Below are 26,529 nucleotides of genomic sequence, written 5' to 3' on the forward strand. Positions count from 1 at the left end.
GATCACCAGCCAGACGGCAGCAGGTTGAGCGCGCTGCAGATGGCATAAGCGGCGCTGGCCAGGTAGATCATCACAATGAACACCTGGATCAGCGGATGGGCGATCCAGCCGCACTGCCAGGCCGGTTGCAGATCACCGTGGCGACGAGCAGATCGCAGCATGAGGATCGGCATGATGGACAGGATCACGCCACTGAAGGCACCGGCGAAGTACAGCGCGTTCACGAAGCCGACCATGCCGCTGTAGGCCAGCAGGAAGGGTGGTACGCACACGATTCCGAGCACCAGCAGACGGGTCTTCGGCTGGCTTTCCGAACCGAGCTTGTGGAACTTGTCGAAGATGTTGGTCAGGAAGCTGCCACCCAGGCCCCAGTAGGAGGTCAGCATGGCGCACAGCGCAAAGGTGTTGGCGGTGTAGAACGCCCACTGCCCCAGCGCCTGGCCCCATGCCAGCGTGGCGACTTCGCTCTGGTTTTCCAGCCCGTTCAGGGAGATCACTGACATGGGCACGATCGCCAGCAGGCAGAAAGTCACCAGCATGCCGGTGATCACCGCCTTGGGCAGTTGCGACGGCGCATGGCTGAATCCACGGGCCATCTCCGGGACGATGTACTGCGCGGAGAAGCAGAACACCGCGATGTTGAATACCGGCACCATGTAGATCCAGTCGCCTTCCAGCAGGCGGGCTACGTCGGTGTTCTCGTTGACCAGGGTGGCGACCACCAGCACCACGATCATGCTGACCATGCCGATGCTGATGAACTTTTCACCCTTGCCGATCGCGCCCAGGCCGAGATAGAGCACCAGCGCCGCCGGCAGGAAGAACAGCAAGCTGCCCAGCGCCGGACTGATGCCGAAGAAGGCGCTGAGGATCTTGCCGCTGCCGCTCATGTAGGCGATCAGCGCACCGATGCTGTTGACCGCAACCGAAAGGAAAATGGCCCAGGCACCGAACGACCCCACGTAGCGCTGTGCGAGGCCGCTCAGCTGGTTGTGGGTACGGGTCCGCAGCGCGGTTTCCGATACGTACAGCATGGAAATGGTGGTGAACACGCCCGCCACCGCGAGCCACAGCAGCAAGGGCATGAAGCCCGCCTTGCGGCTGGCGTAGGCCATGGAGAGTACGCCCGCCCCAATGTTGGTGCCTACGATCATGGCGACCGCTTCAAGGAAGCTCAGCCGATGGACCGCCAGCCCCGACGAATCGACTGGCTCCGTCCCAACCTGATCCTGGTAAGACTGGACCCTGGTTTCACTCATAACAGCACCCTCAACAACACATTCTCGTTTTCAGGAGGCCCCTGACCTGAAGCTGCCATGGCCTTTCCGTCAAACGATGAAACGGGCACTGCGGGACAACGGGATTGCGGATGCCTCCTGGCGGTGGCCCCTTGTAGGGGCCTTCCCCGGCGACTTTTGCTTACGCCGCTCTGGGACGCCCTGTTCGGGCGGGCGCGCACCTTAGCACAGGAGGTTTCAGGGTCTAGCAGGAATTGTCCCGACCTTGGTCGAATAGCCTGTCGGAAGCGTCCGAGTCAGACGTCCTTGCGCGCGGCGCGACGGGCCTGGAAGAAGCCGGAAAGCATCTCGCTGCACGCCTGCGCCAGCACCCCGCCCTCCACCAGCACGCGGTGATTGAGGAACTCCTGGTTGAAGAACTGGCCACGGCTGACCACCACGCCCGCCTTGGGCTCGGTGGCACCGTAGACGACGCGGGTAATCCGCGAGTGGACGATGAGCCCGGCGCACATGCTGCAGGGCTCCAGGGTGACGTAGAGGGTGCTTCCCACCAGGCGGTAGTTCTCCAGGCGGCTGGCGGCGTCGCGCACCGCCACCATCTCGGCATGGGCACTGGGGTCGTGGCCGGAGATCGGGCAATTGAAACCACGCCCGACGATCTCGCCGTCCTTGACCAGCACCGCGCCCACCGGCACCTCCCCCAACGCCGCGCCCTGCTGCGCCAGGGAGAGGGCTTCACGCATGAAATGTTCGTCGCGGCTGCGGTCGATGATCTGGGGCTGGCGCATGGTGGGTTCAGACAACCTCGATGGCGGCCATCAGACCGGTTTCCATATGGTCGATGACGTGGCAGTGGAACATCCAGACACCTGGGTTCTCCGCCACCAGCGCGATGCGCGCGGTCTCGTTCTTGCCCAGCAGGTAGGTGTCGGTGAAGTAGGGAATGATGTCCTTGCGGTCCGAGTCCAGCACCTTGAACGCCATGCCATGCAGGTGGATGGGGTGCAGGTACTGGGCCATATTGCGCAGCTCGAAGATGTAGTGGCCATCCTTCTTCAGCCGGGCGATGGGACGGTCCGCGCAGGTCTTGTCGTTGATGTCCCAGGCCTTGCCGTTGATCTGCCAGTAGTTGCTCGGACGTCCGGCGGCGCTGGCCAGGGTCGCCGCCCACTCGAAGTTGAAACGCAACACCTGGGCCTTCTCCAGGTCGGGCTCGGGCACCGGGTTGTCCGGCAGCGGCGCCGGCCAGTCGCCGGGCACCTCGCTGCTGGCGACGCTCTTCAGTGTCGCCAGGCGCAACGGACCATTGCGCAGTGGCACCTCGGTGCCTTCGGCCGGCACCTTGATCGCCAGTTCGATGCGCATACCCGGCCCAAGCCAGTACTCCTTGCCCAGGTCGCGCGGTTTCACCGGGTGACCATCGAGGGAATAGATGCGCGCTTCGCCACCCGGCAGGTTGAGCCGGTAGGTGACGGTGTTGTCCAGGTTCAGGATTCGCAGACGCACCACTTGCCCCGCGGGCAGTTCGATGGTCGGCAGCGACTTGCCGTTGATGGTGCTCAGGCGGCCACGGGTGCCTTCACGGGCGGCCTCGCGGGGGACGCTGAAGGCAGTGAAGGCGCCTTCCTGATCCACGTGCCAGGTCTTCAGGCTGAGCACTTTCTCGTGCTTGAAGCCGGAAGGTTCACGCTCTTCGACGATCAGCGGACCGACCAGGCCGCGCCCCAGCTGATGGGCGCTGGACAGGTGCGGGTGGTACCAGAAGCTGCCCGCGTCGTCGGTCTTGAAACGGTAGTCGAAGTATTCGCCGGGCAGCACCGGCAACTGCGAAACGTAGGGAACGCCATCCATTTCCAGGGGCACACGGATGCCGTGCCAGTGGATGGTGGTGGGTTCGTCGAGCTTGTTGATAAAGCGCACCCGCAGCCAGTCCCCCTGGCGGGAGCGCAGCTCCACGCCCGGTGCCTGACCGCCATAGGCCCAGGCAGGCGTGGTGTGACCCTGGACCAGTTCGAGATCCAGCGGCGCGGCGATCAGTTCGTAATCGTGGGTCTTGGCATCCAGGGTGCGACCCAGCCAGTAGCGAGCGCCACCGGCACCAAGGCCGACAACGCCGAGGCCGGCAAGGCCGCCGAGAATCTGTCTGCGAGTGAAGGACATGGGGTCAGGCTCCTCTGGGGAAGAACGGGGCTGTCCCATCGGCTAATCGAACCAGCCTCTGTCGGGCCGGCTTTGGGGCGCACAAGATACACCCAGGGGCTGTGAAAGATAAGTAAAAGCATCTGCGTCGACCGCGACCGATGGGCGCAGCAGCCGGTCCGCGCCAGGTCTAGGCTGAAAGTGAGGTCCGACTCTCTACAGAGGAACGTCTCCGTGCATCCCACCCGCCGCCAAGTGATGCAACTCGGTCTCGGCGGCCTGGTGCTATTGAACTGGCCGCGTTTCGGCCAGGCCGATACCACCAGGACCTGCCGCCTCAGCCCGGCGCAGACCGCCGGCCCCTTCTACCTGGAAGATGCGCTATTGCGCCAGGACATCACGGACGGCAAACCAGGCACAGCTTTGCGACTGCAGTTCGAGGTGCTGCAGCTCGACAGCTGTCGCCCATTGGGCGATGCCGCCCTGGAGATCTGGCACTGCGATGCGCACGGCGCCTATTCGGGCGTGGGGAGCGAAGCGGCGAGCCGATTCCTCCGTGGCGTACAGATCACCGACGACGACGGTCGCGCGGAGTTTCGCAGCATCCTCCCTGGCTACTACCCCGGCAGAACCAACCATGTGCACCTGAAGGTGCATCTGAGCGAGCGGGATATCCACACCGGGCAGCTGTACTTCCCCGAATCGCTCATCCGCCCGGCGATGGCGAAACCGCCCTACTCCCACCCTGGCCAGGATTGGACACCCCGGGAGCAGGACTACATCTATCGCCGGCAGGGCGGGGAACAGTCGGTTGCTGAACTGGTGGAGGATGGCGACGGATTCATCGCACGGCTGACACTGGTGGTCGATACCCGCGCCAATACCTGAGCGTTTGTGATGACTGTGGGGGCGACTTCAGTCGCTGAGCAGGCCGAAGGTCTGCCAACGGGGAATCGGGGCAGCTGCGCTGCCCTTGGCGAATGAATTCGCCCCCACAAAGAGCCCGCCGCGCAACTCTCCCCCCAAAACGAAACCGGCCAGGCTTTGAGGCCTGGCCGGTTCTGTTTCGCTAGTGCTTGCGCACTCGCATCATTCCCACTCGATGGTCGCCGGCGGTTTGCTCGACACGTCGTAAGTGACGCGGGAGATGCCTTCGATCTCGTTGATGATGCGGTTGGAGACGGTCTCCAGCAGCTCGTAGGGCAGGTGCGCCCAGCGGGCGGTCATGAAGTCGATGGTTTCCACCGCGCGCAGGGCCACGACCCAGGCATAGCGGCGGCCATCGCCGACCACACCGACGGATTTCACCGGCTGGAACACTACGAAGGCCTGGCTGGTCTTCTGGTACCAGTCCGCCTTGTGCAGTTCTTCGATGAAGATGTGGTCGGCACGACGCAGCAGGTCGGCATATTCCTTCTTCACTTCTCCGAGGATGCGCACGCCCAGGCCCGGGCCGGGGAACGGGTGGCGGTAGACCATGCTGTACGGCAGGCCCAGCTCCAGACCGATCTTGCGCACTTCGTCCTTGAACAGCTCGCGCAGCGGCTCGACCAGTTCGAACTGCATGTCTTCCGGCAGGCCACCGACGTTGTGGTGGGACTTGATCACGTGGGCCTTGCCAGTCTTGGCGCCGGCCGACTCGATCACGTCGGGGTAGATGGTGCCCTGGGCGAGGAACTTGATGCCCTGCAGGCGGGTGGCTTCCTCATCGAACACTTCGATGAAGGTACGGCCGATGATCTTGCGCTTCTCTTCCGGGTCGGCGACGCCGGCCAGACGAGACAGGAACTTCTCTTCAGCATTGGCGCGAATCACGCGTACGCCCATGTTCTCGGCGAACATGGCCATCACGTGGTCACCCTCGTGCAGGCGCAGCAGGCCGTTGTCGACGAACACGCAGGTCAGCTGGTCGCCGATGGCGCGGTGCAGCAGCGCCGCTACCACGGAGGAGTCCACGCCGCCGGACAGGCCCAGCAGCACCTTGGACGAGCCCACCTGGGCACGCACGGTGGCGATGGCGTCTTCGACGATGTTGGACGGAGTCCAGAGAGCGGCACAGCCGCAGATCTCCAGCACGAAGCGGGAAAGGATACGGCCGCCCTGCTTGGTGTGGGTCACTTCCGGGTGGAACTGCACGCCGTAGTAAGCGCGATGATCGTCAGCCATGGCGGCGATCGGGCAGCTCGGGGTGCTGGCCAGGATGTGGAAGCCGGACGGCATGTCGGTGACCTTGTCACCGTGGCTCATCCAGACGTCGAGGCCGAGTACGCCGTCGTCATCGATATGGTCTTCGATGCCGTCCAGCAGGCGGGCCTTGCCGACCACGTCGACACGGGCGTAACCGAATTCGCGCAGGTCGGAACCCTGCACCTTGCCGCCCAGTTGCTCGGCCATGGTCTGCATGCCGTAGCAGATGCCGAACAGCGGCACGTTCAGGTCGAACACGGCCTGCGGCGCGCGCGGGCTGTTGGCTTCGTGCACCGACTCGGGGCCGCCGGCGAGGATGATGCCGCGCGGCGCGAAGGCGCGAATCGCCTCGTTGCTCATGTCGAACGGGTGGATTTCGCAGTACACGCCGATCTCGCGCACACGACGGGCGATCAGCTGGGTGTACTGGGAACCGAAGTCGAGGATCAGGATCCGGTGGGCGTGAATGTCTTGGGACATGGCCATCTCTCGTTACGGAATTCACAAACGACACGGGGCTGAATCAGACAGCCCCGTGACGCACTAGCTTTCAGTCAGCCTCAACCAACGCGGTAGTTCGGGGCTTCCTTGGTGATCTGTACGTCGTGGACGTGGGACTCGGCCATGCCGGCGCCGGTGATGCGTACGAACTGCGGCTTGGTACGCATTTCCTCGACAGTGGAGCAACCGGTGTAACCCATGGAGGCACGCAGGCCGCCCATCAGCTGGTGGACGATGGCGGTCAGGGTGCCCTTGTAGGGAACGCGCCCCTCGATGCCTTCCGGAACCAGCTTCTCGGCACCGGCCGAGGAGTCCTGGAAGTAACGGTCGGAGGAACCCTGGGACTGCGCCATGGCACCCAGCGAGCCCATGCCGCGGTAGGCCTTGTAGGAACGGCCCTGGAACAGCTCGACCTCGCCCGGCGCCTCTTCGGTACCGGCGAACATGGAGCCCATCATCACGCAGGAGGCACCCGCCACGATGGCCTTGGACAGGTCACCGGAGAAGCGGATGCCGCCGTCGGCGATCAGCGGGATGCCGGAGCCGGCCAGGGCAGCGGCGACGTTGGCGATGGCGGAAATCTGCGGTACGCCGACGCCCGCGACGATACGGGTGGTGCAGATGGAACCCGGGCCGATACCGACCTTGACCGCGTCAGCGCCAGCCTCGGCCAGGGCCTTGGCGGCGTCGCCGGTGGCAATGTTGCCGCCGATCACCTGGACGTGCGGGTAAGTGTTCTTGACCCAGCGCACGCGCTCGATCACGCCCTTGGAGTGGCCGTGTGCAGTGTCCACCACCACCACGTCGACACCCGCGGCAACCAGTGCGGCAACGCGCTCGCCGGTGTCGGCGCCAGTACCCACGGCTGCGCCTACGCGCAGGCTGCCTTGGGCATCCTTGGACGCCAGCGGGTAGGTCTTGGCTTTCTCGATGTCGCGGAAGGTCACCAGGCCGCGCAGGTAGAAGTTCTCGTCGACCACCAGCATCTTCTCGATGCGGTTTTCGTAGAGCTTGGCCTTCATCTCTTCCAGCGGGGTGCCTTCACGAGCGGTGACCAGCTTGTCCTTGGGAGTCATGATCGCAGCGACGCTATCGCCCACGTTCGGGCGGAAACGCAGGTCGCGGCCGGTCACGATGCCCACCAGTTCGCCCTCTTCCACCACCGGGAAGCCGGAGAAGCCGTACTCACGGGCGATCTGCAGCAACTCGATGATCTTGGTGGAGGGGGTTACGGTCACCGGGTCACGGACGATCGCGGTCTCGTGACGCTTGACCTTGCGCACCTCGGCAGCCTGCTGCTCGATGGTCATGTTCTTGTGGATGATGCCGATGCCGCCTTCCTGCGCCATGGCGATGGCCAGACGCGCTTCGGTCACGGTATCCATCGCCGCGGAAACCAGCGGGATGTTCAATTCGATGCCGCGGGTCAGGCGGGTCTTGAGGCTGACATCCTTCGGCAGAATCTCGGAATATCCCGGAATCAGGAGAACGTCGTCGAAGGTCAGGGCTTCTTGGCTGATGCGCAGCATGGCGGGGGCTCCCAGGCGGGAAAATTGGAAGCGCGCCATTATAACGAGGCCACGGCCTCCGCTCAACGCAACCGATGGGCTGTAGAGCGTTTCCCGCAAAAAAACATGCCAAGCCGATCAGTGGTCGTCAGCCGTCCGTTCGCACCTGGCGCACGGCGAACCCCAGCCGATCACTGAAAGCATCAAGAAATGCCGGGGTGAAGCGGGTTTCACCCCAGCCATTGAAGATGAATCCCAGGTTGGAAAAACCACAGGGCTGGAGGAAGAGGAAACCGTTGATGTCATCCTCGAAGCCGCATTCCGGGCAACTGAAATTGTCCGTCTGCCCCGGCCACCACTCCTCCAGGCTCTCGAACAGCGGCTCTCCCACTTCCTGGCGGCACTCCGGACAGCCCGCTTCGCTGAGGAAGTTGCGGGTAGGTGTATAGATGCAACGCTTGTCCACCAGTTCGAGGCCATTCACCGGCTGGCCGAATGGCAGGCGCTCCGGATTCTCCACCACCTCACGCGCGCCAGCGGCGATGGCATAGGCCATGCGATTGCCGCGCAGCCCACAGGTGCTCGGCAGTGCCTCGACCACCTCGCGCCGCGCCAGCCAGCGCAGCATGCGCCCCGCCAGGGCCTGCTGGCCGGGCACAGTGGAAATCTGCGGCACGATGATCAACTGGCTCGATTCCATCGCGGGTCTCCTGCTTGGGTGGAAGGGGCGCGCAGCTTAACCGTCGTCCCTCACTCGTCAACTATGGCGCATGGCGACAAAGTCATTATCATTTCCCCCCATGCTCAAAGACCCCTTTCAACGGCTCGGCCTCGACCGCGAGGTGCTGACCGTCAGCCAGCTCAACCAGCGCGCCCGCCATTTACTGGAGGACGTGTTTCCGCAGGTCTGGGTGGAAGGCGAGATCTCCAACCTCGCCCGCCCCGCTTCCGGCCATCTCTATTTCACCCTCAAGGATGCCCAGGCCCAGGTTCGCTGCGCCCTGTTCCGCCAGAACGCCCAGCGCGTGCGCCAGGCCCTGCGCGATGGCCTGGCCGTGCGCGTGCGTGGCAAGGTTTCGCTGTTCGAAGGGCGTGGCGACTACCAACTGATCGCCGATACGGTCGAGCCAGCCGGCGATGGCGCCCTGCGCCTGGCCTTCGAGGCGTTGAAGGAGAAGCTCGCCGCCGAAGGCTTGTTCGCCACCGAACGCAAACGCCCGCTGCCCGCTCACCCGCAACGCATCGGCATCATCAGTTCGCCCACAGGCGCCGTGATCCGCGACATCATCAGCGTGTTCCGCCGTCGTGCGCCGCAGGTGCAACTGACCCTGATCCCCACGGCCGTACAAGGCCGTGAAGCCACCGCACAGATCGTCCGTGCTCTCGCGCTGGCCGACGCCAAGGGCTTCGACGCACTGATCCTGGCGCGTGGCGGTGGCTCGCTGGAGGACCTCTGGTGCTTCAACGAAGAAGCCGTGGCGCGCGCCGTGGCCGCCTGCCAGACGCCCATCGTCAGCGCCGTGGGCCATGAAACGGACGTTTCCATCAGCGACTTCGTTGCCGACGTACGCGCCCCTACCCCATCGGCCGCTGCCGAACTGCTGGCACCCGACGCGAGCGAACTGCAGCAGCGCCTAGATAGCCTGCACCGCCGCCTCGTCCTGCGCGTGCGGGAACACCTGACCCGCGAGCGCCTGCGCCTGGACGGCCTGTTCCGGCGCCTGCGTCATCCCGGCGAACGCTTGCGCCAGCAGGCCCAGCGCCTGGACGACCTGGACATGCGCCTGCGCCGCGCCTTCGAGCGCCGCCAGCAGATTCGTACCGAGCAACTGGCTCGCCTGGACACCCGCCTCGCCGCACAGCATCCGGGGCGCAGCCTGGCATTGCTGCGACAGAAGCTCGACAGCCTCGCCGAGCGCCTGCCCCGCGCCGCCCGCGATGCCCTCAAGGACCGTCGCCAGCGCCTCGACGCCCTCGCCCAGACCCTGCACGTGGTCAGCCCCCTGGCCACACTCGGGCGCGGCTACAGCATCCTGCTCGACGAACGCGGCCAGGCCGTCCGCGCCGCCAGCCAGACCCGCCCCGGCCAGCGCCTGAAGGCCCGACTCGGGGAAGGCGAGTTGGACGTGCGTGTCGAAGACAACCACCTCACTCCCGTGAACCTCTCCCTGCTGGATTGATAATGCGCCTGCTTGCCGCCCTGCTCCTCTGCCTTGCCCTCCCCGTCCACGCCGAAGGCTTCATCACGCGCCTGCTGAACAAACCGGTGCCGGGTGGCGTGGCGGTGGTCCAATTGGGCAACGGCGCCCAGGCCCCCACCGCGCGCTACCAGGGCAAGCCCGTGCTGGTGGTGAAGGAAGACGGCCGCGACTGGATCGCCATCGTCGGCATTCCGCTGGGTACCAAGGCCGGCCAACAGCAGATCCAGGTCAGCGACGGACGCAAGCTGGCGTTCGCCGTTGGTCCTCGTACCTATCGTGAGCAGCGCATCAAACTGGCCAACACACGGCAGGTGAACCCACTGCCGGAAGACCTCAAGCGCATCGACCGCGAACTGGCCGAGCAGACCACCGCCTACCGCCGCTTCAGTCCCGGCTCGCCGAGCAACCTGCTGTTCGACAAGCCAGTGAACGGCCCGCTTTCCAGCCCCTTCGGCCTGCGCCGCTTCTTCAATGGCGAGGAGCGCAACCCGCACTCCGGCCTGGACTTCGCCGTGGGCGCCGGCACGCCGATCAAGGCACCGGCAGCGGGCAAGGTGATCCTGATCGGCGACTACTTCTTCAATGGCAAGACAGTGTTCGTCGACCATGGCCAGGGCCTGATCAGCATGTTCTGTCACATGTCGAAGGTAGAGGTGAAGCTCGGCCAGCAATTGCCCCGCGGCGGCGTGGTCGGCCGCGTCGGCGCCACCGGCCGTGCCACCGGACCGCACATGCACTGGAATGTCAGCTTGAATGATGTGCGAGTGGACCCGGCCATTTTCATCGGTGCCTACAAACCCTGAGCGACATCCGCGCTTACAGCCTCGGTTTGGGCCGGAGGGACGGATTTGTTATGGTCCGGCGCTTTCCGGGACCCGCCCCGTGCAGCGGATAGATAAAGGGAGCAGCCCATGCAAGACGAAGTCACCCACTGGCTGATGTGGCTAAGACAGCACAACGAATTGCACACCGTCGTCTCCACCAGCGCCCTCATCCTCCTGGCCTGGGTTTCCAACTGGATAGTCCGCCGCATCCTCCTGCGCGGCCTGTTCCGCATTACCGGCGCGCATATACAGGACCACGGCCTGATCAAGCGCCTGGCCAACGTGGTGCCCGCCCTGGTGCTGGCATTCGGCGTCAAGGTGGTACCGAACCTGCCCGGCGCGCTGGTGGAAGTGATCAGCAACGTCTGCGCTGCTTTCATCATCCTCACCATCGCACTCGCCCTGAGCGCTGCGCTGAATATCGTCAGCAGCCTCTACCAGCGCCGCAAGGACGCCCACCTGCGGCCCATCAAGGGCTACGTGCAGGTGCTGAAGATCGCCATCTTCGCCATCGCCACCATCCTGATGATCGCCAGCCTGATCGACCGCTCGCCGCTGATCCTGCTCTCCGGCTTGGGTGCCATGGCGGCGGTGTTGCTGTTGATCTTCCAGGACACCCTGCTGTCGCTGGTGGCCAGCGTGCAGATCACCTCCAGTGACATCATCCGCGTCGGCGACTGGGTGGAAATGCCGCAGCTCAATGCCGACGGCGACGTCATCGACATCGCCCTGCATACGGTGAAGGTGCAGAACTGGGACAAGACCATCACCACCATCCCCACCAAACGCTTCATCACCGACTCGTTCAAGAACTGGCGGGGCATGCAGGAATCCGGCGGCCGTCGGATCAAGCGCTGCCTGTACCTGGACCAGAACAGCGTGCATTTCCTCAGCGAGGATGACATCGACCGCCTGCACCGCTTCCGCCTGCTGGACGGTTACCTGAAAGCCAAGGAAAGCGAACTGCTCAGCTGGAACAGCCAGCTGGATGAATCCCTTCGCCTGCCCATCAACAGCCGCCAGTTGACCAACATCGGCACCTTCCGCGCCTACGTCGAGCACTACCTGCGGGAGAACCTCGACATCCGCAAGGACATGACCCTGATCGTGCGGCAGTTGGCCCCCACCGCCGACGGCCTGCCCCTGGAGCTTTACTGCTTCACCAATACCACCGCCTGGGCGAGCTACGAGTCCATCCAGTCCGACATCTTCGACCACTTGCTGGCGATTCTTCCCGAGTTCGGCCTGCGGGTGTTCCAGCACCCCAGCGGCGCGGACATGCGCGCGCTTCGCCTGCCAAAGGTCGATTGACCAAACTGCCCGCGGATTGCCCGACACCGGGCTTTTCGCGGGCGAGCTGCTTAACCCCAAAAAAGCGGCGCAATCATCTCAAGAAAAACCCCGCAATTGCGCAATAAATCCCTCCCCTGCAAATTCTTGCGCTCTTTTTCACCGTTTTTTTAACAATGCTTGCCATATTCACGCACGATGAATAGGGTTAGCCCCTATGAAAACCGCACACACCCTCATCCTTCTGCGTCAACACGCCTGCCTGCGACTGGTCAGCCCACGACTGCGTGGCTGAATCCCACCTCCGCCGCACCCGCCGACTTCAATGCCTGGCCGACCACCATACGGCCCGCAGTAAAAAGGATTTGCCCCATGAGCATGCTGAAAGACCCGTCCCGCAAATATCGCGCCTTCCCCGCCATCAATCTGCCGGACCGTACCTGGCCGTCGAAGACCATCACCGAAGTGCCGATCTGGTGCAGCTCCGACCTGCGTGACGGTAACCAGTCGCTGATCGAGCCGATGGACGCACAGAAGAAGATGCGCTTCTTCAAGACTCTGGTGCAGGTGGGCCTGAAGGAAATCGAGGTGGCTTTCCCCTCCGCGTCGGATACCGATTTCAACTTCGTTCGCGAGCTGATCGAGGGCGGCCACATTCCGGATGACGTGACCATCCAGGTGCTGACCCAGGCACGTGAAGACCTGATCACCCGTACCTTCGAATCCCTGAAGGGCGCGAAGAAGGCCATCGTTCACGTCTACAACGCCACCGCGCCGTCTTTCCGCCGCATCGTCTTCAACCAGGACAAGGCCGGTGTGATCGAGATCGCCACCAGCGCTGCCAGGCTGATCAAGAAGCTGGCCGCCGAGCAGCCGGGCACCGACTGGACATTCCAGTACTCGCCGGAAATCTTCAGTTCCACCGAGCTGGATTTCGCCGTGGAAGTCTGCGACGCGGTAATCGACGTCTGGCAGCCGACCCCCGAGAAAAAGATCATCCTCAACCTGCCGGCCACCGTGGAATGCGCGACGCCGAACGTCTACGCCGACCAGATCGAATGGTTCGGCCGTCACGTCAGCCGCCGCGATTCGGTCATCATCAGCCTGCACACCCACAACGACCGTGGCACGGGCGTCGCCGCCACCGAACTGGGCCTGATGGCCGGTGCGGATCGCGTCGAAGGCTGCCTGTTCGGTAACGGCGAGCGCACCGGCAACGTCGACCTGGTGACCCTGGCGCTGAACATGTACACCCAGGGCCTGCACCCGCAACTGGACTTCTCCGACATCGATGCCGTGCGTAAGGTCGTCGAAGAGTGCAACCAGCTGCCGGTCCACCCGCGCCATCCCTACGTGGGCGACCTGGTGCATACCGCCTTCTCCGGCTCCCACCAGGACGCCATCCGCAAGGGCTTCGCCCAGCAGAAGGAAGACGGCGTCTGGGAAGTGCCCTACCTGCCGATCGACCCGGCCGACATCGGCCGCAGCTACGAGGCGGTGATCCGTGTGAACAGCCAGTCCGGCAAGGGCGGCATCACCTTCCTGCTGGAGCAGGAATACGGCATCAGCCTGCCGCGCCGCATGCAGATCGAGTTCAGCCAGGTGGTGCAGAAGGAAACCGATCGCCTGGGCCTGGAAATGACTGCCGAGCAGATCTACAAGCTGCTGGACGCCGAGTACCTGCGGGCCAGCACTCCGTTCACCCTGAAGGGCCATCGCCTGCAGGAAGAGAATGGCACCAGCGCTGTGGATATCGAGGTTCAGTTCAACGGTGAAACCCAGCACCTGCGCGGCATGGGTAAGGGCCCGCTGGAAGCCCTCGTGGCCAGCTTGCCGGTGAAAGTGGAGATCATGGATTACTCCGAGCACGCCATCGGCGCCGGCACCAATGCCAAGGCCGCCGCCTACATCGAACTGCGCGTCAACGGCGGCCGTGCCCTGCACGGTATCGGCATCGACGAGAACCTCACCACCGCCAGCTTCCGTGCCCTGTTCAGCGCCCTCAACCGCGCCCTGAGCCAGGCCGAGGCCGAAGCGGCCTGAAGGCTGATGCTGCAATAAAAAACCCCGCCATCCGGCGGGGTTTTCTTTTGTGGGCGGCCCTTCTCCTGTGGGGGCGATTTCAATCGTCAAGCGGGCCGAAGGCGCGCCACTGGTATTCCATGGGGCGGCTACGCCGCCCTTGGCGAATGAATTCGCCCCTACATTAGTACCCGGACTCGTCCTAGCCCTGCTGCTGCCAGTGGCACTTGCCCCAGGCGCACATGGAGTCCAGCACGGGTTTGAGGCTGAAGCCATGTTCGGTCAGGCGGTACTCCACCCGCGGCGGTACTTCCGCGTACACGGTGCGCGAGACGATGCCATCGCGCTCCAGCTCTCGCAGCTGCTGGGTCAGCATCTTCTCGGTGATGCCCGGCACCAGCCGCTTGAGCTCGGAGAAGCGCCGCGACTCGGGGATCAGGTGGTAGACCAGCAGCGACTTCCACTTGCCACCGATCACCGCCAGAGTGACTTCCACCGGCGTGTTGTAGACCTTCTCCCCCGCCACGAGCAGGTTGCCCCCGGCAGGTATTGGCTTGTGCTCGCTCATGGTGTCCCCGGACTCAAAGGTGCAGGTCGAAGGCGTCCGCATCGCGCATCGCGGGGAAGCGTTCGCGGTAAGCCGCCAGTTGCGAAGCGGACAGGTTTGAGATGAACACGCCATCGCCATCGCCGGCGTCCAGCAGGTGCTCGCCCTGGAAATCCAGCACCTGGCTGTCACCACTGTAACCATGGCCCTTGCCGTCGGTGCCGACGCGGTTCACCGCCGCCACGTAGCAAAGGTTCTCGATGGCCCGTGCCGGCAGCAGGCGATTCCAGTGATGGCGGCGGGCAGCCGGCCAGTTGGCGGTGTACAGGAGCAGGTCGGTATCGTTGGGATCGCGACTCCACACGGGGAAGCGCAGGTCGTAGCAGATCAGCGGGCGCACCCGCCAACCCTTGAGCTCGAACAGCGCCTGGGTCTCACCCGGTGTGTAGTGCTTGTGCTCGCCCGCCATGCGGAACAGGTGGCGCTTGTCGTAATGCAGCACTTCGCCATCCGGACGCGCCCAGAGCAGGCGGTTGCGATGGCTACCATCGGCGGCCTGGATGATGACGCTACCGGTAATCACCGCATCCAGGTGCCGCGCCTGTTCACGCAGCCAGACGTGCGTCGGACCTTCTTCGCGCTCGGCGAGAGCTGCCGAGTCCATGGAGAAGCCGGTGGTGAACATCTCCGGCAGAACGATCAGGTCCGCCCCTTTCGCCTGCTCCAGCAGGGTCTCGAAGTGGGCGAGGTTGGCGGTGCGGTCGTGCCAGGCCAGGGTGGTCTGCACCAGGGCCAGCTTGAGATCAGGCAGGGAAGTCAGATCGCGCATAGCTTTTCCGCCGCCTGCTGCAGCGTCTCCTCACGTTTGGCGAAGCAGAAGCGCACCAGACGCAGGTCCTTGGGCGCTTGCTGGTAGAACACCGACACCGGAATGGCGGCCACGCCGTGCTCGCGAGTCAGCCACTCGGACATGGCCACGTCGTCCAGGTCGTCGCGAATGGCGCTGTAGTCCACCAGTTGGAAGTAGGTACCGGCGGCGCGGGTGAAGCGGAAGCGCGAGCCGGCCAGCAGGTCGCAGAACAGATCGCGCTTGGCCTGATAGAAGGCCGGCAGCTCGGCCAAGTGTTCTGGGTGTGCCGCCATAAAATCGGCCAGCGCCCACTGCAAGGGGGTGACGCCGCAGAAGTTCACGTACTGGTGAACCTTGCGCAGCTCGGCGGACAGCGCGGGCGGCGCCACCACGTAGCCCGTCTTCCAGCCGGTGACGTGATAGGTCTTGCCAAAAGAGCTGACCACGAAGGAACGAGCATAGAGCTCGTCATGGGCGAGCACGCTGACGTGGTCGAGGCCGTCGAACACCAGGTGTTCGTAGACCTCGTCCGACACCAGATAGATATCGCGGTCACGGATCAGCTCAGCCAGTTGGTCCAGCTCCGCGCGGGAAATCAGCGCGCCGCTGGGGTTGTGCGGGCTGTTGAGGATGATCATGCGTGTACGCGGGCTGAGGGCGTCGCGCATACGCTGCCAATCAATGGAGAAACCCGGCAGCGCCAGCGGCACATGCACGCAGCGGCCGCCGGCGAGTTCCACCGAAGGCTCGTAGCTGTCGTAGCAAGGGTCGAGGACGATCACCTCGTCGCCGGTCCGCACCACGGCCTGGATCGCACAGAAGATGGCTTCAGTAGCGCCGGGGGTGACGGTCACCTCGCTGTCGGCGCTGACCTGGCGACCATAGAAGGTGGCGACCTTGGTGGCCACCTGCTCGCGCAGGGCCGGCAGGCCGGTCATGGGGGCGTACTGGTTATGTCCACTGGCGATGTGCCGGCCGACCGCGTCGCACAGGGCAGCCGGCGCGGGGAAATCCGGGAATCCCTGGGACAGGTTGATGGCGCCGACTTCAGCGGCGAGCTGGGACATGCGGGTGAAGATGGTGGTGCCGACGTTGGGCAACTTGCTGGCGATCATTTCTTCAGGCTGCTGGCGACTGGGAAGTGTGGGTCATAGCTTAAGGCCTGAGGGGTTTCGCCACCACAGGAATGCCCCTGTAGGAGCCAGCTCTGCTGGCGAAACATTGTGCCGACTCAGTTCGCGAGCAGAGCTCGCTCCTACCTGTAACGGTGCCCCTAAATGAAAAAGGGCGCCCGAAGGCGCCCTCTTTCGTTCCGGCGAATCAGCGCTTCTTGTCGCGGCGCTTCTTCTCGGCTTTCTTGTGGTGCGACATGAGGCGGCGCTTCTTGTTCACCTGACGCTCGGTCAAGGTGTTCTTCTTGCCCTCGAAGGGGTTTTCGCCGCCTTTGTATTCGATGCGGATAGGCGTACCAACCAGCTTGAGCACGCGCCGGTAGGTGTTTTCCAGGTAGCGCGAGTACGACTTCGGCACCGACTCCACCTGGTTGCCGTGGATCACGATCAGCGGCGGGTTGGCACCACCCAGGTGCGCGTAGCGCAGCTTGATGCGGCGACCGTTGACCAGCGGCGGCTGGTGCTCCTGCACCGCGTCTTCGAGGATCTGGGTCAGGCGGCTGGTCGGCCAACGGGTGATGGCCGAGCGGAACGAGTCCTGCACCGACTTGTACAAGTGACCGACACCAGTGCCGTGCAGCGCGGAAATGAAGTGGATGTCGGCGAAATCGACGAAGAACAGCCGGCGCTCCAGCTCGGTCTTCACGTAGTCGCGTTCACTCGGCTCCATGCCGTCCCACTTGTTCAGGGCAATGACCAGCGCGCGGCCGGTTTCCAGCACGAAGCCGAGCAGGTTGAGATCGTGTTCGACCACGCCTTCGCGGGCGTCCATCACGAAGACCACCACGTTGGCGTCCTGGATGGCCTGCAGGGTTTTCACCACCGAGAACTTTTCCACCGCCTCGAAGATCTTGCCGCGACGGCGTACGCCAGCGGTGTCGATGAGGGTGTACTTCTCTTCGTTGCGTTCGAAGGGAATGTAGATACTGTCGCGCGTGGTCCCGGCCTGGTCGTACACGATCACACGCTCTTCACCGAGCATGCGGTTCACCAGGGTGGACTTGCCGACGTTGGGGCGGCCGATGATGGCGATCTTGATGCCATCCTTCTCGCTCGGTCCCGGGATGCGCTTGGCTTCCTCGCCTTCGGCGACCACTTCGGCCTCGGCGGCAGCCTCTTCGTCAGCCTGGTCGTCACGACCAAACTCACCCAGTGCTTCCTGAAGCATCTGGGTGATACCGCGACCATGGGCAGCGGCGATCGGCAGGGCGTCGCCCAGACCCAGTGGGCTGAACTCGGCGCGGGCGATATCCGGATCGACGGTGTCGACCTTGTTCGCCACCAGGAAACTGCGCTTGTTCCGCTTGCGCAGGTGCTCAGCGATCATCTGGTCGGCGGCGGTCATGCCGGCGCGGGAGTCGACCATGAACAGCACCGCATCGGCTTCTTCGATGGCCTGCAGGGACTGCTCGGCCATTTTCGCGTCGATGCCTTCCTCGTCGCCGGAGATACCGCCGGTGTCGATGACGATGAAGGTGCGGCCCTGCCACTTCGCCTCGCCGTACTGGCGGTCACGGGTAAGACCTGCGTACTCCGCGACGATCGCGTTGCGGGTCTTGGTCAGGCGGTTGAACAGGGTGGACTTGCCGACGTTGGGCCGACCCACCAGGGCAATTACGGGAACCATGAGGCTCTCCACTCGTTATTTCAGAAAACACAAAGGCCGCTGCCGTTCGACGGCAGCGGCCGGGTATCAAGCTTCAGCTTAGCGGATGGTCAGGCCGACCAGCTTTCCGCCGTTGCCATAGGCATACATCCACTCGCCGACCACCAGCGGACGGGCACGCAGGCCGTCGCCGTCGATCTTCGTGCGGCCGACGAAGTGACCATCCACCTGGCTCAGCAGGTGCAGGTAGCCTTCGAAGTCACCAACCGCCACATAGCTGGAAAACACTTCCGGCGCGGACAACTGGCGACGGGCAAGGGAATCGTTGCTCCACAGGGCGGAGGCGGAACGCTCATCCACGCCTTCCACGGTGCCATTGGCCAGGCTCACATAGACGTTACCGAAGCCCTGGGCGACGCCGGCGTAGCTGGACGCCTCGCGCTGCCAGAGTACACGGCCGCTTTCCAGGTCCAACGCGGCAACGCGACCCTGGTAGGTGGCCATGTAGAGGGTACCGCCGGAGAGCAACAGGCCGCCGTCGATGTCCACTACGCGATCCAGCTCGGAGCGGCCCTGGGGCACGGCCACACGCTGTTCCCAGACCGGAATGCCGCGCTTGATATCCAGCGCGAGCACCTTGCCGGTGGAAAGGCCGGCCACGGCCAGGTTGTTGGTCACGATGGGCGCGCCGGTACCACGCAGGGTCAGCACGGCCGGGGTGTTCTCGTAGATCCAGAGCTGGTTGCCGGTGGCGGCATCGAAGCCGAACAGGGTGTCGTTCTGGGTCTGCACGACCACCACGTCACCGTTGTTGGCCGCCGGAGCCAGCACTTCGCCGTTGACGCGGGCACGCCACTTCTCTTCGCCGTTGGTGGCGTCCAGGGCAACGATTTCGCCCTTCAGGGTGCCGACCATCACCAGGCCGTAGCCAACGCCAACAGCGCCGGAAACCGGCAGTTCGAGATCCTGTTTCCAGATCACGTCGCCATTGAAGCGATTGAGCGCCATGACCTCGCCGTTCACATCCGAGGCGTAAATGGTGTCGCCATCGACAGCGGGCACCAACAGGTTGTAGGTCTCACCCTGGCCATCGCCGATCGAACGGCTCCAGCCCTTGTCCAGCGTCACTTCTTCAGTGATATCGGGCAGCTCGGCCGGCGGCAGTTCCTTCTTGCTGTTGCTGCTGCAGCCCACGGCCAGAACGGCGAGGGCCAGCACTGCGGCATTCTTCCAACGCATCACGTCACGCGTCCCCTTTTGCCAGGTCGTCGAGCTTCATCTGCAGGCCACCCACGGCGGCGTCTTCGGGCAGTGCGGCCTTGGCTTTCAGGTAGGCGGCATGCGCATCGTCGGTGCGACCCAGCTGAACCAGCAGGTCGCCCTTGAGTTCTTCGCGGCTGGCAGCGAAGGCCTTGTCGGCATCGCCATCCAGCAGCTTGAGGGCTTCATCGGCCTTGTCCTGGGCAGCCAGAACACGGGCGAGGCGCTGGCGCGCCAGTTCGCCCAGGGTTGCGTCGGCAGGCTTGTCGAGCACGGACTTGAGTTCAGCAGCAGCGTCATCCAGCTTGCCGGCCTCGACCGCGACCTTGGCCACGAACAGGCTGCCGTACTGGGCGTAGTGGGTACCGCCGAAGTCGCTCTTCAGTTTGCCGGCGAGCTCGGCGACTTTCGCCGAATCGGGGGTGCCGCTCGGATTCAGAGCGGTTTCCAGCAGTTGCTGGTAAACGATAGAGGCACCCTGGGCCTGATTGGATTCGTACTTCTGCCAGGCCTGCCAACCAAAGACCACCGCCAGCGCCAACGCGCCGCCAGTGAGCATGGGTTTGCCGTTGCGCTGCCACCAGTCCCTGAATTGCGCAATCTGTTCTTCTTCAGTCTGCATGCTTAACCCCGTACTCCTGATCTTTGTTTGCTCAAGCCTGCTTCAGGCAGGCTGCGAGATGCTCGGCCAGAGCATCCCAGGCAATGCTTTGTTGTTCGCTGTCGTCGCGAAGCGGCTTGCAACCTACCACGCGCTTGGCCAGTTCGTCGTCCCCCAGGATCAACGCGTAGCGAGCACCGCTCTTGTCGGCTTTCTTGAACTGGCTCTTGAAGCTGCCGGCACCGGCGTTGACCAGCAGGCGCAGGCCCGGAACGGCGTCGCGCAGCTGCTCGGAAAGGCCAAGCGCAGCCAACTCGGCGGCTTCTCCGAAGGCGCAGATATAAACGTCGGCCGGGGTGTTCAGCTCCTCCGGCACCAGGCCGAGGGTTTCCAGCAGCAGCACGAGACGCTCAACGCCCATGGCATAACCCACGCCCGGGGTCGGCTTGCCGCCGAACTGGGTGACCAGGCCATCGTAACGGCCTCCGGCACAGACGGTGCCCTGGGAGCCCAGCTTGTCGGTCACCCACTCGAAGACGGTGCGGCTGTAGTAGTCCAGGCCGCGTACCAGCTTCTGATTGATCTCATAGCGAATGCCCACTGCATCCAGTCGCGCCTTGAGGGCTGCGAAATGGACCAGGGACTCTTCGTCGAGGTAGTCGTGCAGGGTCGGCGCATCCACCAACAGGGCCTGGGTGCCACCGTCCTTGCTATCGAGAATACGCAGGGGATTGGTGGTCAGACGGCGCTGGCTGTCTTCATCCAGCAGGTCGTAACGTTCCTGCAGGTAAGCCACCAGGGCATCGCGGTAGCGAGCACGGGCCTCGCTGGAACCCAGGCTGTTCAGTTGCAGGGTCACGGCGTCAGACAGGCCGAGCTTCTTCCACAGGCGCCAGGTGAGCACGATCAGCTCGGCATCGATGTCCGGGCCGGGCAGGTTGAAGACTTCCACACCCATCTGGTGGAACTGGCGATAGCGGCCTTTCTGAGGCTTCTCGTAACGGAACATGGGGCCGGCGTACCACAGCTTCTGCACCTGGCCGCCACCGGTGAGGCCATGCTCGAGCACGGCGCGCACACAGCCCGCAGTGCCTTCCGGACGCATGGTCAGCGACTCTTCGTTGCGATCGAGGAAGGTGTACATCTCCTTGTCGACCACATCGGTACCTTCGCCGATACCGCGGGCGAACAGCTCGGTGAACTCAAGGATCGGCAGGCGGATTTCCTTGTAACCGTAGGAGTCCAGCAGATCAGCTACGGTGTTTTCCAGATAACGCCAGGCGGGCGTCTGCTCCGGCAGGATGTCGTTCATGCCACGAATGGCTTGCAAGGTCTTGCTCACGTCGGTTCCTTGTTTCAGCTACGGGCGATCAGCGCCGCGTCAGCTTCGGCCTTTGCGGCCGCCTTCTCGCGAATGAGCCGCTCCAGCTCGTCCACCAGGTTGTCGTTGTTCAGCTTCTGCGCCGGCTTGCCGTCGATGTAGACGAGGTTGTTCGGGGTACCGCCGGTGAGGCCGATATGGGCCTCCTTGGCTTCGCCCGGACCGTTGACCACACAACCGATGACGGCGACGTCCATCGGCACCAAAAGGTCTTCGAGACGACCTTCCAGCTCGTTCATGGTCTTGACCACATCGAAGTTCTGCCGCGAGCAGCTCGGACAGGCTATGAAGTTGATGCCACGGGAACGCAGGTGCAGGGACTTGAGGATGTCGAAGCCGACCTTGACCTCTTCCACCGGATCCGCAGCCAGGGAGATGCGGATGGTGTCGCCGATACCTTCGGCAAGCAGCATGCCCAGGCCCACTGCGGATTTCACGGTACCGGAACGCAGGCCACCGGCTTCGGTGATGCCGAGGTGCAGGGGCTGCACGATCTGCTTGGCCAGCAGGCGGTAGGCTTCGACGGCCATGAACACGTCGGATGCCTTCACGCTGACCTTGAAGTCCTGGAAGTCCAGCTTGTCGAGATGCTCCACATGGCGCAGTGCAGACTCGACCAGAGCCTGCGGCGTGGGCTCGCCGTATTTCTTCTGCAGGTCCTTCTCCAGCGAACCGGCGTTGACGCCGATGCGGATCGGGATGCCTTTGTCGCGCGCGGCATCGACCACCGCCCGGACGCGATCTTCGCGACCAATGTTGCCCGGGTTGATGCGCAGGCAGTCGACACCCAGCTCGGCAACGCGCAGTGCGATCTTGTAATCGAAGTGAATGTCCGCCACCAGCGGCACCTGAACCTGCTGCTTGATGCGGCCGAAGGCCTCGGCGGCGTCCATGTCCGGCACGGAAATCCGGACGATATCGACGCCGGCATCCACCAGGCGCTGGATCTGCCCGACAGTGGCGGCGACATCGCAGGTGTCGGTGTTGGTCATGCTCTGTACGGCGATCGGCGCATCACCGCCCACCGGAACCGAGCCAACCCAGATTTTCCGCGAGACGCGGCGTTTGATCGGTGATTCGCAATGCATGACTTATTGCCCCAACTTCAGGCGCGCGGTCTCGCCGCGGACGTAAGGCGCCACGTCGACCGACTGGCCGTTGTAGCTGAGCTGGGCGCCGCGAGCGAAACCGAGGCGAACTTCCAGCGGTGCCTTGCCGGCCAACTCCAGGCTGTCGCCGGTACGTTTGAGGGCGCTGACCAGTACCTTGCCGTTGGCGTCGGTGACCTGGGTCCAGCAATTGGCGGTGAACTGGATACGCAACACACCCTGGCCCTGCTGTGCGACCACGGGGGCCGGCGCGGGAGCTGCTGCAGGGGCGGCGGGAGCCGGGGTTGCTGCAGCGGTAGCGGGAGTCTCGGGCTGGGCAACCGCAGGCGCGGCAGGAGCGACTGCAGGCGCGGACGGCTGCGCGACGACCGGGGTGCTCGGAGCAGCGGCGATTGCCGGTGCCGGGGTCTGCGCCGGAGCGGCAGGAGCAACAGGTGCGGTCTCGCCGGCGGCAACCGGTGCAGTAGCTTCAGTGGCCGGCTGTTCAGGCTGTGCAGCGGTTTCCGGCGATACCTGGGCAGGTGCGGGCACCTGGCTTTCCTGGGCCTCGGCGACCGCCTGGTCCTCGGGTTCGTCGAGCGGGTGGATCTGGGTAGTGCCGTCGGCACTTTCCACTTCCACATGTTCCATGTTCACGCTGGCTGCTTCTTCGCTGTTGCGGCTGGAATGCTCCTGCCACCAGAAGAAGCCCACCGCGCCCAGCGCTACCAGGATGATGAAGCTGACGACACGCAGCACGCTCTGGGACAGGCGGACCGGCTCTTCGATGCGCCCCAGGCTGTGCACATTGCTGCCCTTGGCATCGGTACCAGTGAAGTGGTCGAACTCGGCGACCAGTGCAGCCTGGTCCATACCCAGGAACTTGGCGTAGGCGCGCACGTAACCACGGGCGAAGGTGTGCCCTGGCAACTGGTCGAAATCGCCGGCTTCGAGCTGGCGCACGGCATGCTCGGTCAGGTTCAGGTGACGGGCGACCTCACCCAGGCTCAGATCCTTGCTCTCACGGGCCTGACGCAGGGTTACACCTGGGTTGGCGCGGGTCGCCGCTACAGCTTCGGGATGCGACGCTTTCATCATTGCTCCGACAGGTATTGCTGATATTCCGGCGTGCCGGGATAAAGTCGTTTGAGTTGCAGACCGAGGCTGGCGGCCTGGTCACGGTCTTCGAAAATGGTCGACAGACGCGCGCCGAGTAACAGGCTGCGAGCATTCTGCGGGGCAATCTGCGAATAGCGATCGTAGTAGTCGCGAGCCGGCACGTACTGCTTTTCATCGAAAGCCAGCTGGGCCATCTCCAGCAACGCCAGGGGCTGCTGCCGGTTCAGGCGCAACGCCTTGTCGAAATGCTGTTTGGCCAGGGCCGGGTTGTTCATCTTCAGGGCGGTCAGGCCGAGGTTCTCGAATACCCGCGAGCGCTCCGGGTAGAGGTTGTCCTCTGCGGCCTGCTGGAAGCGTTCGTACGCTTCCTTGTAGCGCTTCTGCTCGTACAGGAAGGTGCCGTAGTTGTTGAGGATGCGCGGATCGTTACGGGACGACAGGGCCTTGCGGTAATGCTGGTCGGCCAGGTCCGGCTCCATCTCGGTCTGGAACACCAGCGCCAGGGCCGCGTTGGCATCGGCGTTGGACGGATCCATCTCCAGGGCTTTCTTCAGCGGCACCTTGGCACGTTCGGTTGCGCCCTGCTTGAGGTAGCCGATGCCCAGGTTGATATACGCATCACGCGCTGCATCACGGCCCGCGTCGGTTTTCATCGGGTCGACCTGACCAGTCGACACGCAGGCCGCGAGCAATACGGAGGAAACGAGGAGCAGCGCAGCGCGCAGGGTCATGGGTTGTCCTTCTCTAGTTCCGGTTCGCGGCGTTACTGGACGCCTCCGCTTCGGCGTTCAGCTGGCGCACGGCGATGTAGCGCTCACTGCGACGGGTACGGTCCATGACCTGGCCGACCAGCTGGCCGCAGGCTGCATCGATGTCTTCGCCACGAGTGGTGCGGACGGTGACATTGTGCCCGGCCTTGTGCAACAGGTCCTGGAAGCGGCGGATCGCATTATTGCTCGGCCGCTCGTAACCCGAGTGCGGGAAGGGATTGAACGGAATCAGGTTGATCTTGCAGGGGAAGTCCTTGAGCAGCTCGATCATCTGGGAAGCGTGTTCGGGCTGGTCGTTGACATCCTTGAGGAGGGTGTACTCGATGGTCAGCACGCGCTTCTCGCCCAGGCGGGAGATGTAGCGGCGGCAGGCATCGAGCACTACTTCAAGGGGATACTTCTTGTTGATCGGCACCAACTGGTTGCGCAGCGGGTCGTTCGGCGCGTGCAGCGACAGCGCGAGGGAGACATCGATCACCTCGCCCAGCTTGTCGATCATCGGCGCCACGCCCGAGGTGGACAGGGTCACCTTGCGCTTGGAGATGCCGTAGCCGAGGTCGTCCATCATGATGTTCATGGCGGCGACCACGTTGTCGAAATTCAGTAGCGGTTCGCCCATGCCCATCATCACCACGTTGGTGATAGCACGGTCGATCTTCGCGGGAATGGTCCCGAAGGACTTGTTGGCGATCCACACCTGACCGATCACTTCGGCGGCGGTGAGGTCGCTGTTGAAACCTTGCTTGCCCGTGGAGCAGAAGCTGCAGTCCAGGGCGCATCCGGCCTGAGACGAGACACACAACGTGCCACGGCCGCCTTGCGGGATGTATACGGTTTCGACGCAGCTGCCGGAGGCCACGCGGACCACCCATTTGCGGGTGCCATCGCTGGAGATGTCCTGGCTGACCACTTCCGGGCCGCGAATTTCGGCAGAGGCCTTGAGCTTGTCGCGCAAGGCCTTGCCGATATTGCTCATGGCGTCGAAATCATCGACGCCAAAGTGGTGAATCCACTTCATCACCTGACCGGCGCGGAAGCGTTTCTCCCCGATGGACTCGAAGAAGCTTTCCAGTTGCGGCTGGGTCAGACCCAGCAGGTTCACTTTACCGGTCGATTCAGTCATGGCTTCACCCTCTCCCATTCGCGATTAGCGAATGCGAGCGCACACCTCGGTGGCGGCGAAGAAGTAGGAGATTTCGCGAGCAGCGGAAGCCTCGGAATCCGAACCGTGTACGGCGTTTTCGTCGATGGAAACGGCGTAGTCGGCGCGGATGGTGCCAGCGTCGGCTTTCTTCGGATCGGTGGCGCCCATCAGCTCACGGTTCTTGGCAACGGCGTTCTCGCCTTCCAGAACCTGAACGACTACCGGACCGGAAGTCATGAAGGAAACCAGGTCCTTGAAGAAAGGACGCTCTTTGTGCTCAGCGTAGAAACCGCCGGCTTCGCGCTCGGACAGTTGAACCATCTTGGCGGCAACGACGCGCAGGCCGGCCTTTTCGAAGCGGGTGATGATCTCGCCCACTACGTTCTTGGCAACAGCGTCCGGCTTGATGATGGAGAGAGTACGTTCGACAGCCATGGAAAAACTCCAGAAACAAGGATTAAAGCGAAAAATTAAACCCGCGAATTATACGCGGGTTAGGGGGAAATGCGTAGGGCCGGAGCCCAGGGGTGGACGTCGCTCAGTCGGCTTCTTCGATCCAGGCGGCCTGCACGGCCTCCAGGACCTTCTCGCCACCACGATGCGGATCATCGGAGAACTCCGGCAGGGCCAGGATCCAGTTGTGCAGATCGACGAAGTTCACGTAGCGCGGGTCGACATCCGGCTTGGTTTCAGCGAGCTGGATGGCGATTTCGAGTACGTCAGTCCATTTCAGGCTCATGCTCAGTGACCCTCGGAAACCTGGTTGATGGTGTATTTCGGGATTTCCACCACCAGGTCTTCATCAGCCACCAATGCCTGGCAGGACAGGCGGGAATTTGGCTCCAGGCCCCACGCCTTGTCCAGCATGTCGTCTTCCAGTTCGTCGGAAGCTTCCATGGAGTTGAAACCCTCACGCACCACCACGTGGCAGGTGGTGCAGGCACAGGACTTCTCGCACGCGTGCTCGATGTCGATGCCGCTGCGCAGGGCGGCATTCAGGATGCTTTCGCCCGGCTGCGCTTCGATCACGGCACCCTCGGGGCAATGCTCGGCGTGGGGCAGGAAGATGATCTGCGGCATT

The 26,529-nt window shown here is 63.7% G+C and carries 25 protein-coding genes; 5 read left to right on the forward strand and 20 right to left on the reverse strand.

Features of this window, described 5'->3' with window-relative positions:
- Window positions 1-2: 2 nt before the first annotated feature.
- The 3 genes from DM872_RS23455 to DM872_RS23465 all read right to left on the reverse strand — a co-directional run bounded on the left by DM872_RS23455 (window position 3) and on the right by DM872_RS23465 (window position 3,398).
- Entirely contained in the window at window positions 3-1,259 is a 1,257-nt protein-coding gene (locus DM872_RS23455; protein ID WP_179061679.1) for an aromatic amino acid transport family protein, read from the reverse strand.
- Window positions 1,260-1,534: 275 nt separating this feature from the next.
- Window positions 1,535-2,026 (reverse strand): tRNA adenosine(34) deaminase TadA, encoded by a 492-nt coding sequence (tadA, locus tag DM872_RS23460; protein WP_179061680.1) that lies wholly within the window; start codon window positions 2,024-2,026, stop codon window positions 1,535-1,537.
- A gap of 7 nt (window positions 2,027-2,033) precedes the next feature.
- Window positions 2,034-3,398, reverse strand: coding sequence for a multicopper oxidase family protein (locus tag DM872_RS23465; protein ID WP_179061681.1), 1,365 nt, complete (start codon window positions 3,396-3,398; stop codon window positions 2,034-2,036).
- Between the two features lie 213 nt (window positions 3,399-3,611).
- Here DM872_RS23465 and DM872_RS23470 point away from each other — a divergent pair, with 213 nt between their 5' ends.
- Entirely contained in the window at window positions 3,612-4,265 is a 654-nt protein-coding gene (locus tag DM872_RS23470; RefSeq protein ID WP_179061682.1) for an intradiol ring-cleavage dioxygenase, read from the forward strand.
- Between the two features lie 201 nt (window positions 4,266-4,466).
- Here the strand turns inward: DM872_RS23470 and guaA are convergent, their stop codons facing one another.
- The 3 genes from guaA to DM872_RS23485 form a co-directional block, all read right to left on the reverse strand.
- Window positions 4,467-6,044 (reverse strand): glutamine-hydrolyzing GMP synthase, encoded by a 1,578-nt coding sequence (gene guaA, locus DM872_RS23475; RefSeq protein ID WP_179061683.1) that lies wholly within the window; start codon window positions 6,042-6,044, stop codon window positions 4,467-4,469.
- Window positions 6,045-6,124: 80 nt separating this feature from the next.
- Entirely contained in the window at window positions 6,125-7,594 is a 1,470-nt protein-coding gene (gene guaB, locus DM872_RS23480; protein ID WP_179061684.1) for an IMP dehydrogenase, read from the reverse strand.
- A 127-nt stretch (window positions 7,595-7,721) separates the two neighbouring features.
- Complete coding sequence (locus DM872_RS23485; protein ID WP_179061685.1) at window positions 7,722-8,273, reverse strand: sugar ABC transporter ATPase; 552 nt, start codon at window positions 8,271-8,273, stop codon at window positions 7,722-7,724.
- Between the two features lie 100 nt (window positions 8,274-8,373).
- On the opposite strand from DM872_RS23485, the gene xseA reads away from it, so the two are divergent.
- The 4 genes from xseA to leuA all read left to right on the forward strand — a co-directional run bounded on the left by xseA (window position 8,374) and on the right by leuA (window position 13,931).
- Window positions 8,374-9,753, forward strand: a complete 1,380-nt coding sequence (gene xseA / locus DM872_RS23490; RefSeq protein WP_179061686.1) for an exodeoxyribonuclease VII large subunit — start codon at window positions 8,374-8,376, stop codon at window positions 9,751-9,753.
- A gap of 2 nt (window positions 9,754-9,755) precedes the next feature.
- Window positions 9,756-10,577 (forward strand): peptidoglycan DD-metalloendopeptidase family protein, encoded by an 822-nt coding sequence (locus DM872_RS23495; RefSeq protein ID WP_179061687.1) that lies wholly within the window; start codon window positions 9,756-9,758, stop codon window positions 10,575-10,577.
- A 108-nt stretch (window positions 10,578-10,685) separates the two neighbouring features.
- A complete protein-coding gene (locus tag DM872_RS23500) occupies window positions 10,686-11,909 on the forward strand; it encodes a mechanosensitive ion channel family protein (protein ID WP_179061688.1) in 1,224 nt (407 codons plus the stop codon).
- A gap of 351 nt (window positions 11,910-12,260) precedes the next feature.
- Entirely contained in the window at window positions 12,261-13,931 is a 1,671-nt protein-coding gene (gene leuA / locus DM872_RS23505) for a 2-isopropylmalate synthase (RefSeq protein ID WP_179061689.1), read from the forward strand.
- A 181-nt stretch (window positions 13,932-14,112) separates the two neighbouring features.
- Here leuA and DM872_RS23510 read toward each other — a convergent pair whose 3' ends face one another.
- From DM872_RS23510 to fdx, 14 genes are all read right to left on the reverse strand, one after another.
- On the reverse strand, window positions 14,113-14,478 hold the full coding sequence (locus DM872_RS23510; RefSeq protein ID WP_179061690.1) for a winged helix-turn-helix transcriptional regulator: 366 nt from the start codon (window positions 14,476-14,478) through the stop codon (window positions 14,113-14,115).
- 13 nt (window positions 14,479-14,491) lie between these two features.
- Window positions 14,492-15,286 (reverse strand): amidohydrolase, encoded by a 795-nt coding sequence (locus DM872_RS23515; protein ID WP_179061691.1) that lies wholly within the window; start codon window positions 15,284-15,286, stop codon window positions 14,492-14,494.
- Entirely contained in the window at window positions 15,274-16,422 is a 1,149-nt protein-coding gene (locus DM872_RS23520; protein WP_179061692.1) for a pyridoxal phosphate-dependent aminotransferase, read from the reverse strand. Before DM872_RS23520 ends, DM872_RS23515 begins: the two co-directional genes overlap by 13 nt.
- 205 nt (window positions 16,423-16,627) lie before the next feature.
- On the reverse strand, window positions 16,628-18,106 hold the full coding sequence (gene der, locus DM872_RS23525) for a ribosome biogenesis GTPase Der (protein ID WP_179061693.1): 1,479 nt from the start codon (window positions 18,104-18,106) through the stop codon (window positions 16,628-16,630).
- 78 nt (window positions 18,107-18,184) lie between these two features.
- Window positions 18,185-19,327 carry an outer membrane protein assembly factor BamB gene (bamB, locus tag DM872_RS23530; RefSeq protein WP_373273736.1) on the reverse strand — a complete coding sequence of 381 codons (1,143 nt, stop codon included), beginning with the start codon at window positions 19,325-19,327 and terminating at the stop codon, window positions 18,185-18,187.
- A 1-nt stretch (window position 19,328) separates the two neighbouring features.
- Window positions 19,329-19,967, reverse strand: coding sequence for a YfgM family protein (locus DM872_RS23535; RefSeq protein WP_179061695.1), 639 nt, complete (start codon window positions 19,965-19,967; stop codon window positions 19,329-19,331).
- Window positions 19,968-19,998: 31 nt separating this feature from the next.
- Window positions 19,999-21,288, reverse strand: a complete 1,290-nt coding sequence (gene hisS / locus DM872_RS23540; protein ID WP_179061696.1) for a histidine--tRNA ligase — start codon at window positions 21,286-21,288, stop codon at window positions 19,999-20,001.
- Between the two features lie 14 nt (window positions 21,289-21,302).
- The gene (gene ispG / locus DM872_RS23545) at window positions 21,303-22,415 is read right to left on the reverse strand and encodes a flavodoxin-dependent (E)-4-hydroxy-3-methylbut-2-enyl-diphosphate synthase (protein ID WP_120652801.1); all 1,113 of its coding nucleotides are present in this window, start codon (window positions 22,413-22,415) and stop codon (window positions 21,303-21,305) included.
- A gap of 3 nt (window positions 22,416-22,418) precedes the next feature.
- Entirely contained in the window at window positions 22,419-23,513 is a 1,095-nt protein-coding gene (locus DM872_RS23550; protein ID WP_179061697.1) for a RodZ domain-containing protein, read from the reverse strand.
- On the reverse strand, window positions 23,510-24,265 hold the full coding sequence (pilW, locus tag DM872_RS23555; protein ID WP_179061698.1) for a type IV pilus biogenesis/stability protein PilW: 756 nt from the start codon (window positions 24,263-24,265) through the stop codon (window positions 23,510-23,512). The genes DM872_RS23550 and pilW overlap by 4 nt, the downstream gene beginning before the upstream one ends.
- Window positions 24,266-24,278: 13 nt before the next feature.
- Window positions 24,279-25,427, reverse strand: a complete 1,149-nt coding sequence (gene rlmN / locus DM872_RS23560) for a 23S rRNA (adenine(2503)-C(2))-methyltransferase RlmN (protein WP_179061699.1) — start codon at window positions 25,425-25,427, stop codon at window positions 24,279-24,281.
- Between the two features lie 24 nt (window positions 25,428-25,451).
- The gene (gene ndk, locus DM872_RS23565; protein ID WP_077522642.1) at window positions 25,452-25,883 is read right to left on the reverse strand and encodes a nucleoside-diphosphate kinase; all 432 of its coding nucleotides are present in this window, start codon (window positions 25,881-25,883) and stop codon (window positions 25,452-25,454) included.
- 103 nt (window positions 25,884-25,986) lie between these two features.
- On the reverse strand, window positions 25,987-26,187 hold the full coding sequence (gene iscX, locus DM872_RS23570) for a Fe-S cluster assembly protein IscX (RefSeq protein WP_077522644.1): 201 nt from the start codon (window positions 26,185-26,187) through the stop codon (window positions 25,987-25,989).
- Between the two features lie 2 nt (window positions 26,188-26,189).
- Window positions 26,190-26,528, reverse strand: a complete 339-nt coding sequence (gene fdx / locus DM872_RS23575) for an ISC system 2Fe-2S type ferredoxin (RefSeq protein ID WP_120652805.1) — start codon at window positions 26,526-26,528, stop codon at window positions 26,190-26,192.
- Window position 26,529: the final 1 nt, after the last annotated feature.

This window comes from Pseudomonas taiwanensis (genome assembly GCF_013393345.1).
Lineage (GTDB): Bacteria > Pseudomonadota > Gammaproteobacteria > Pseudomonadales > Pseudomonadaceae > Metapseudomonas > Metapseudomonas resinovorans_C.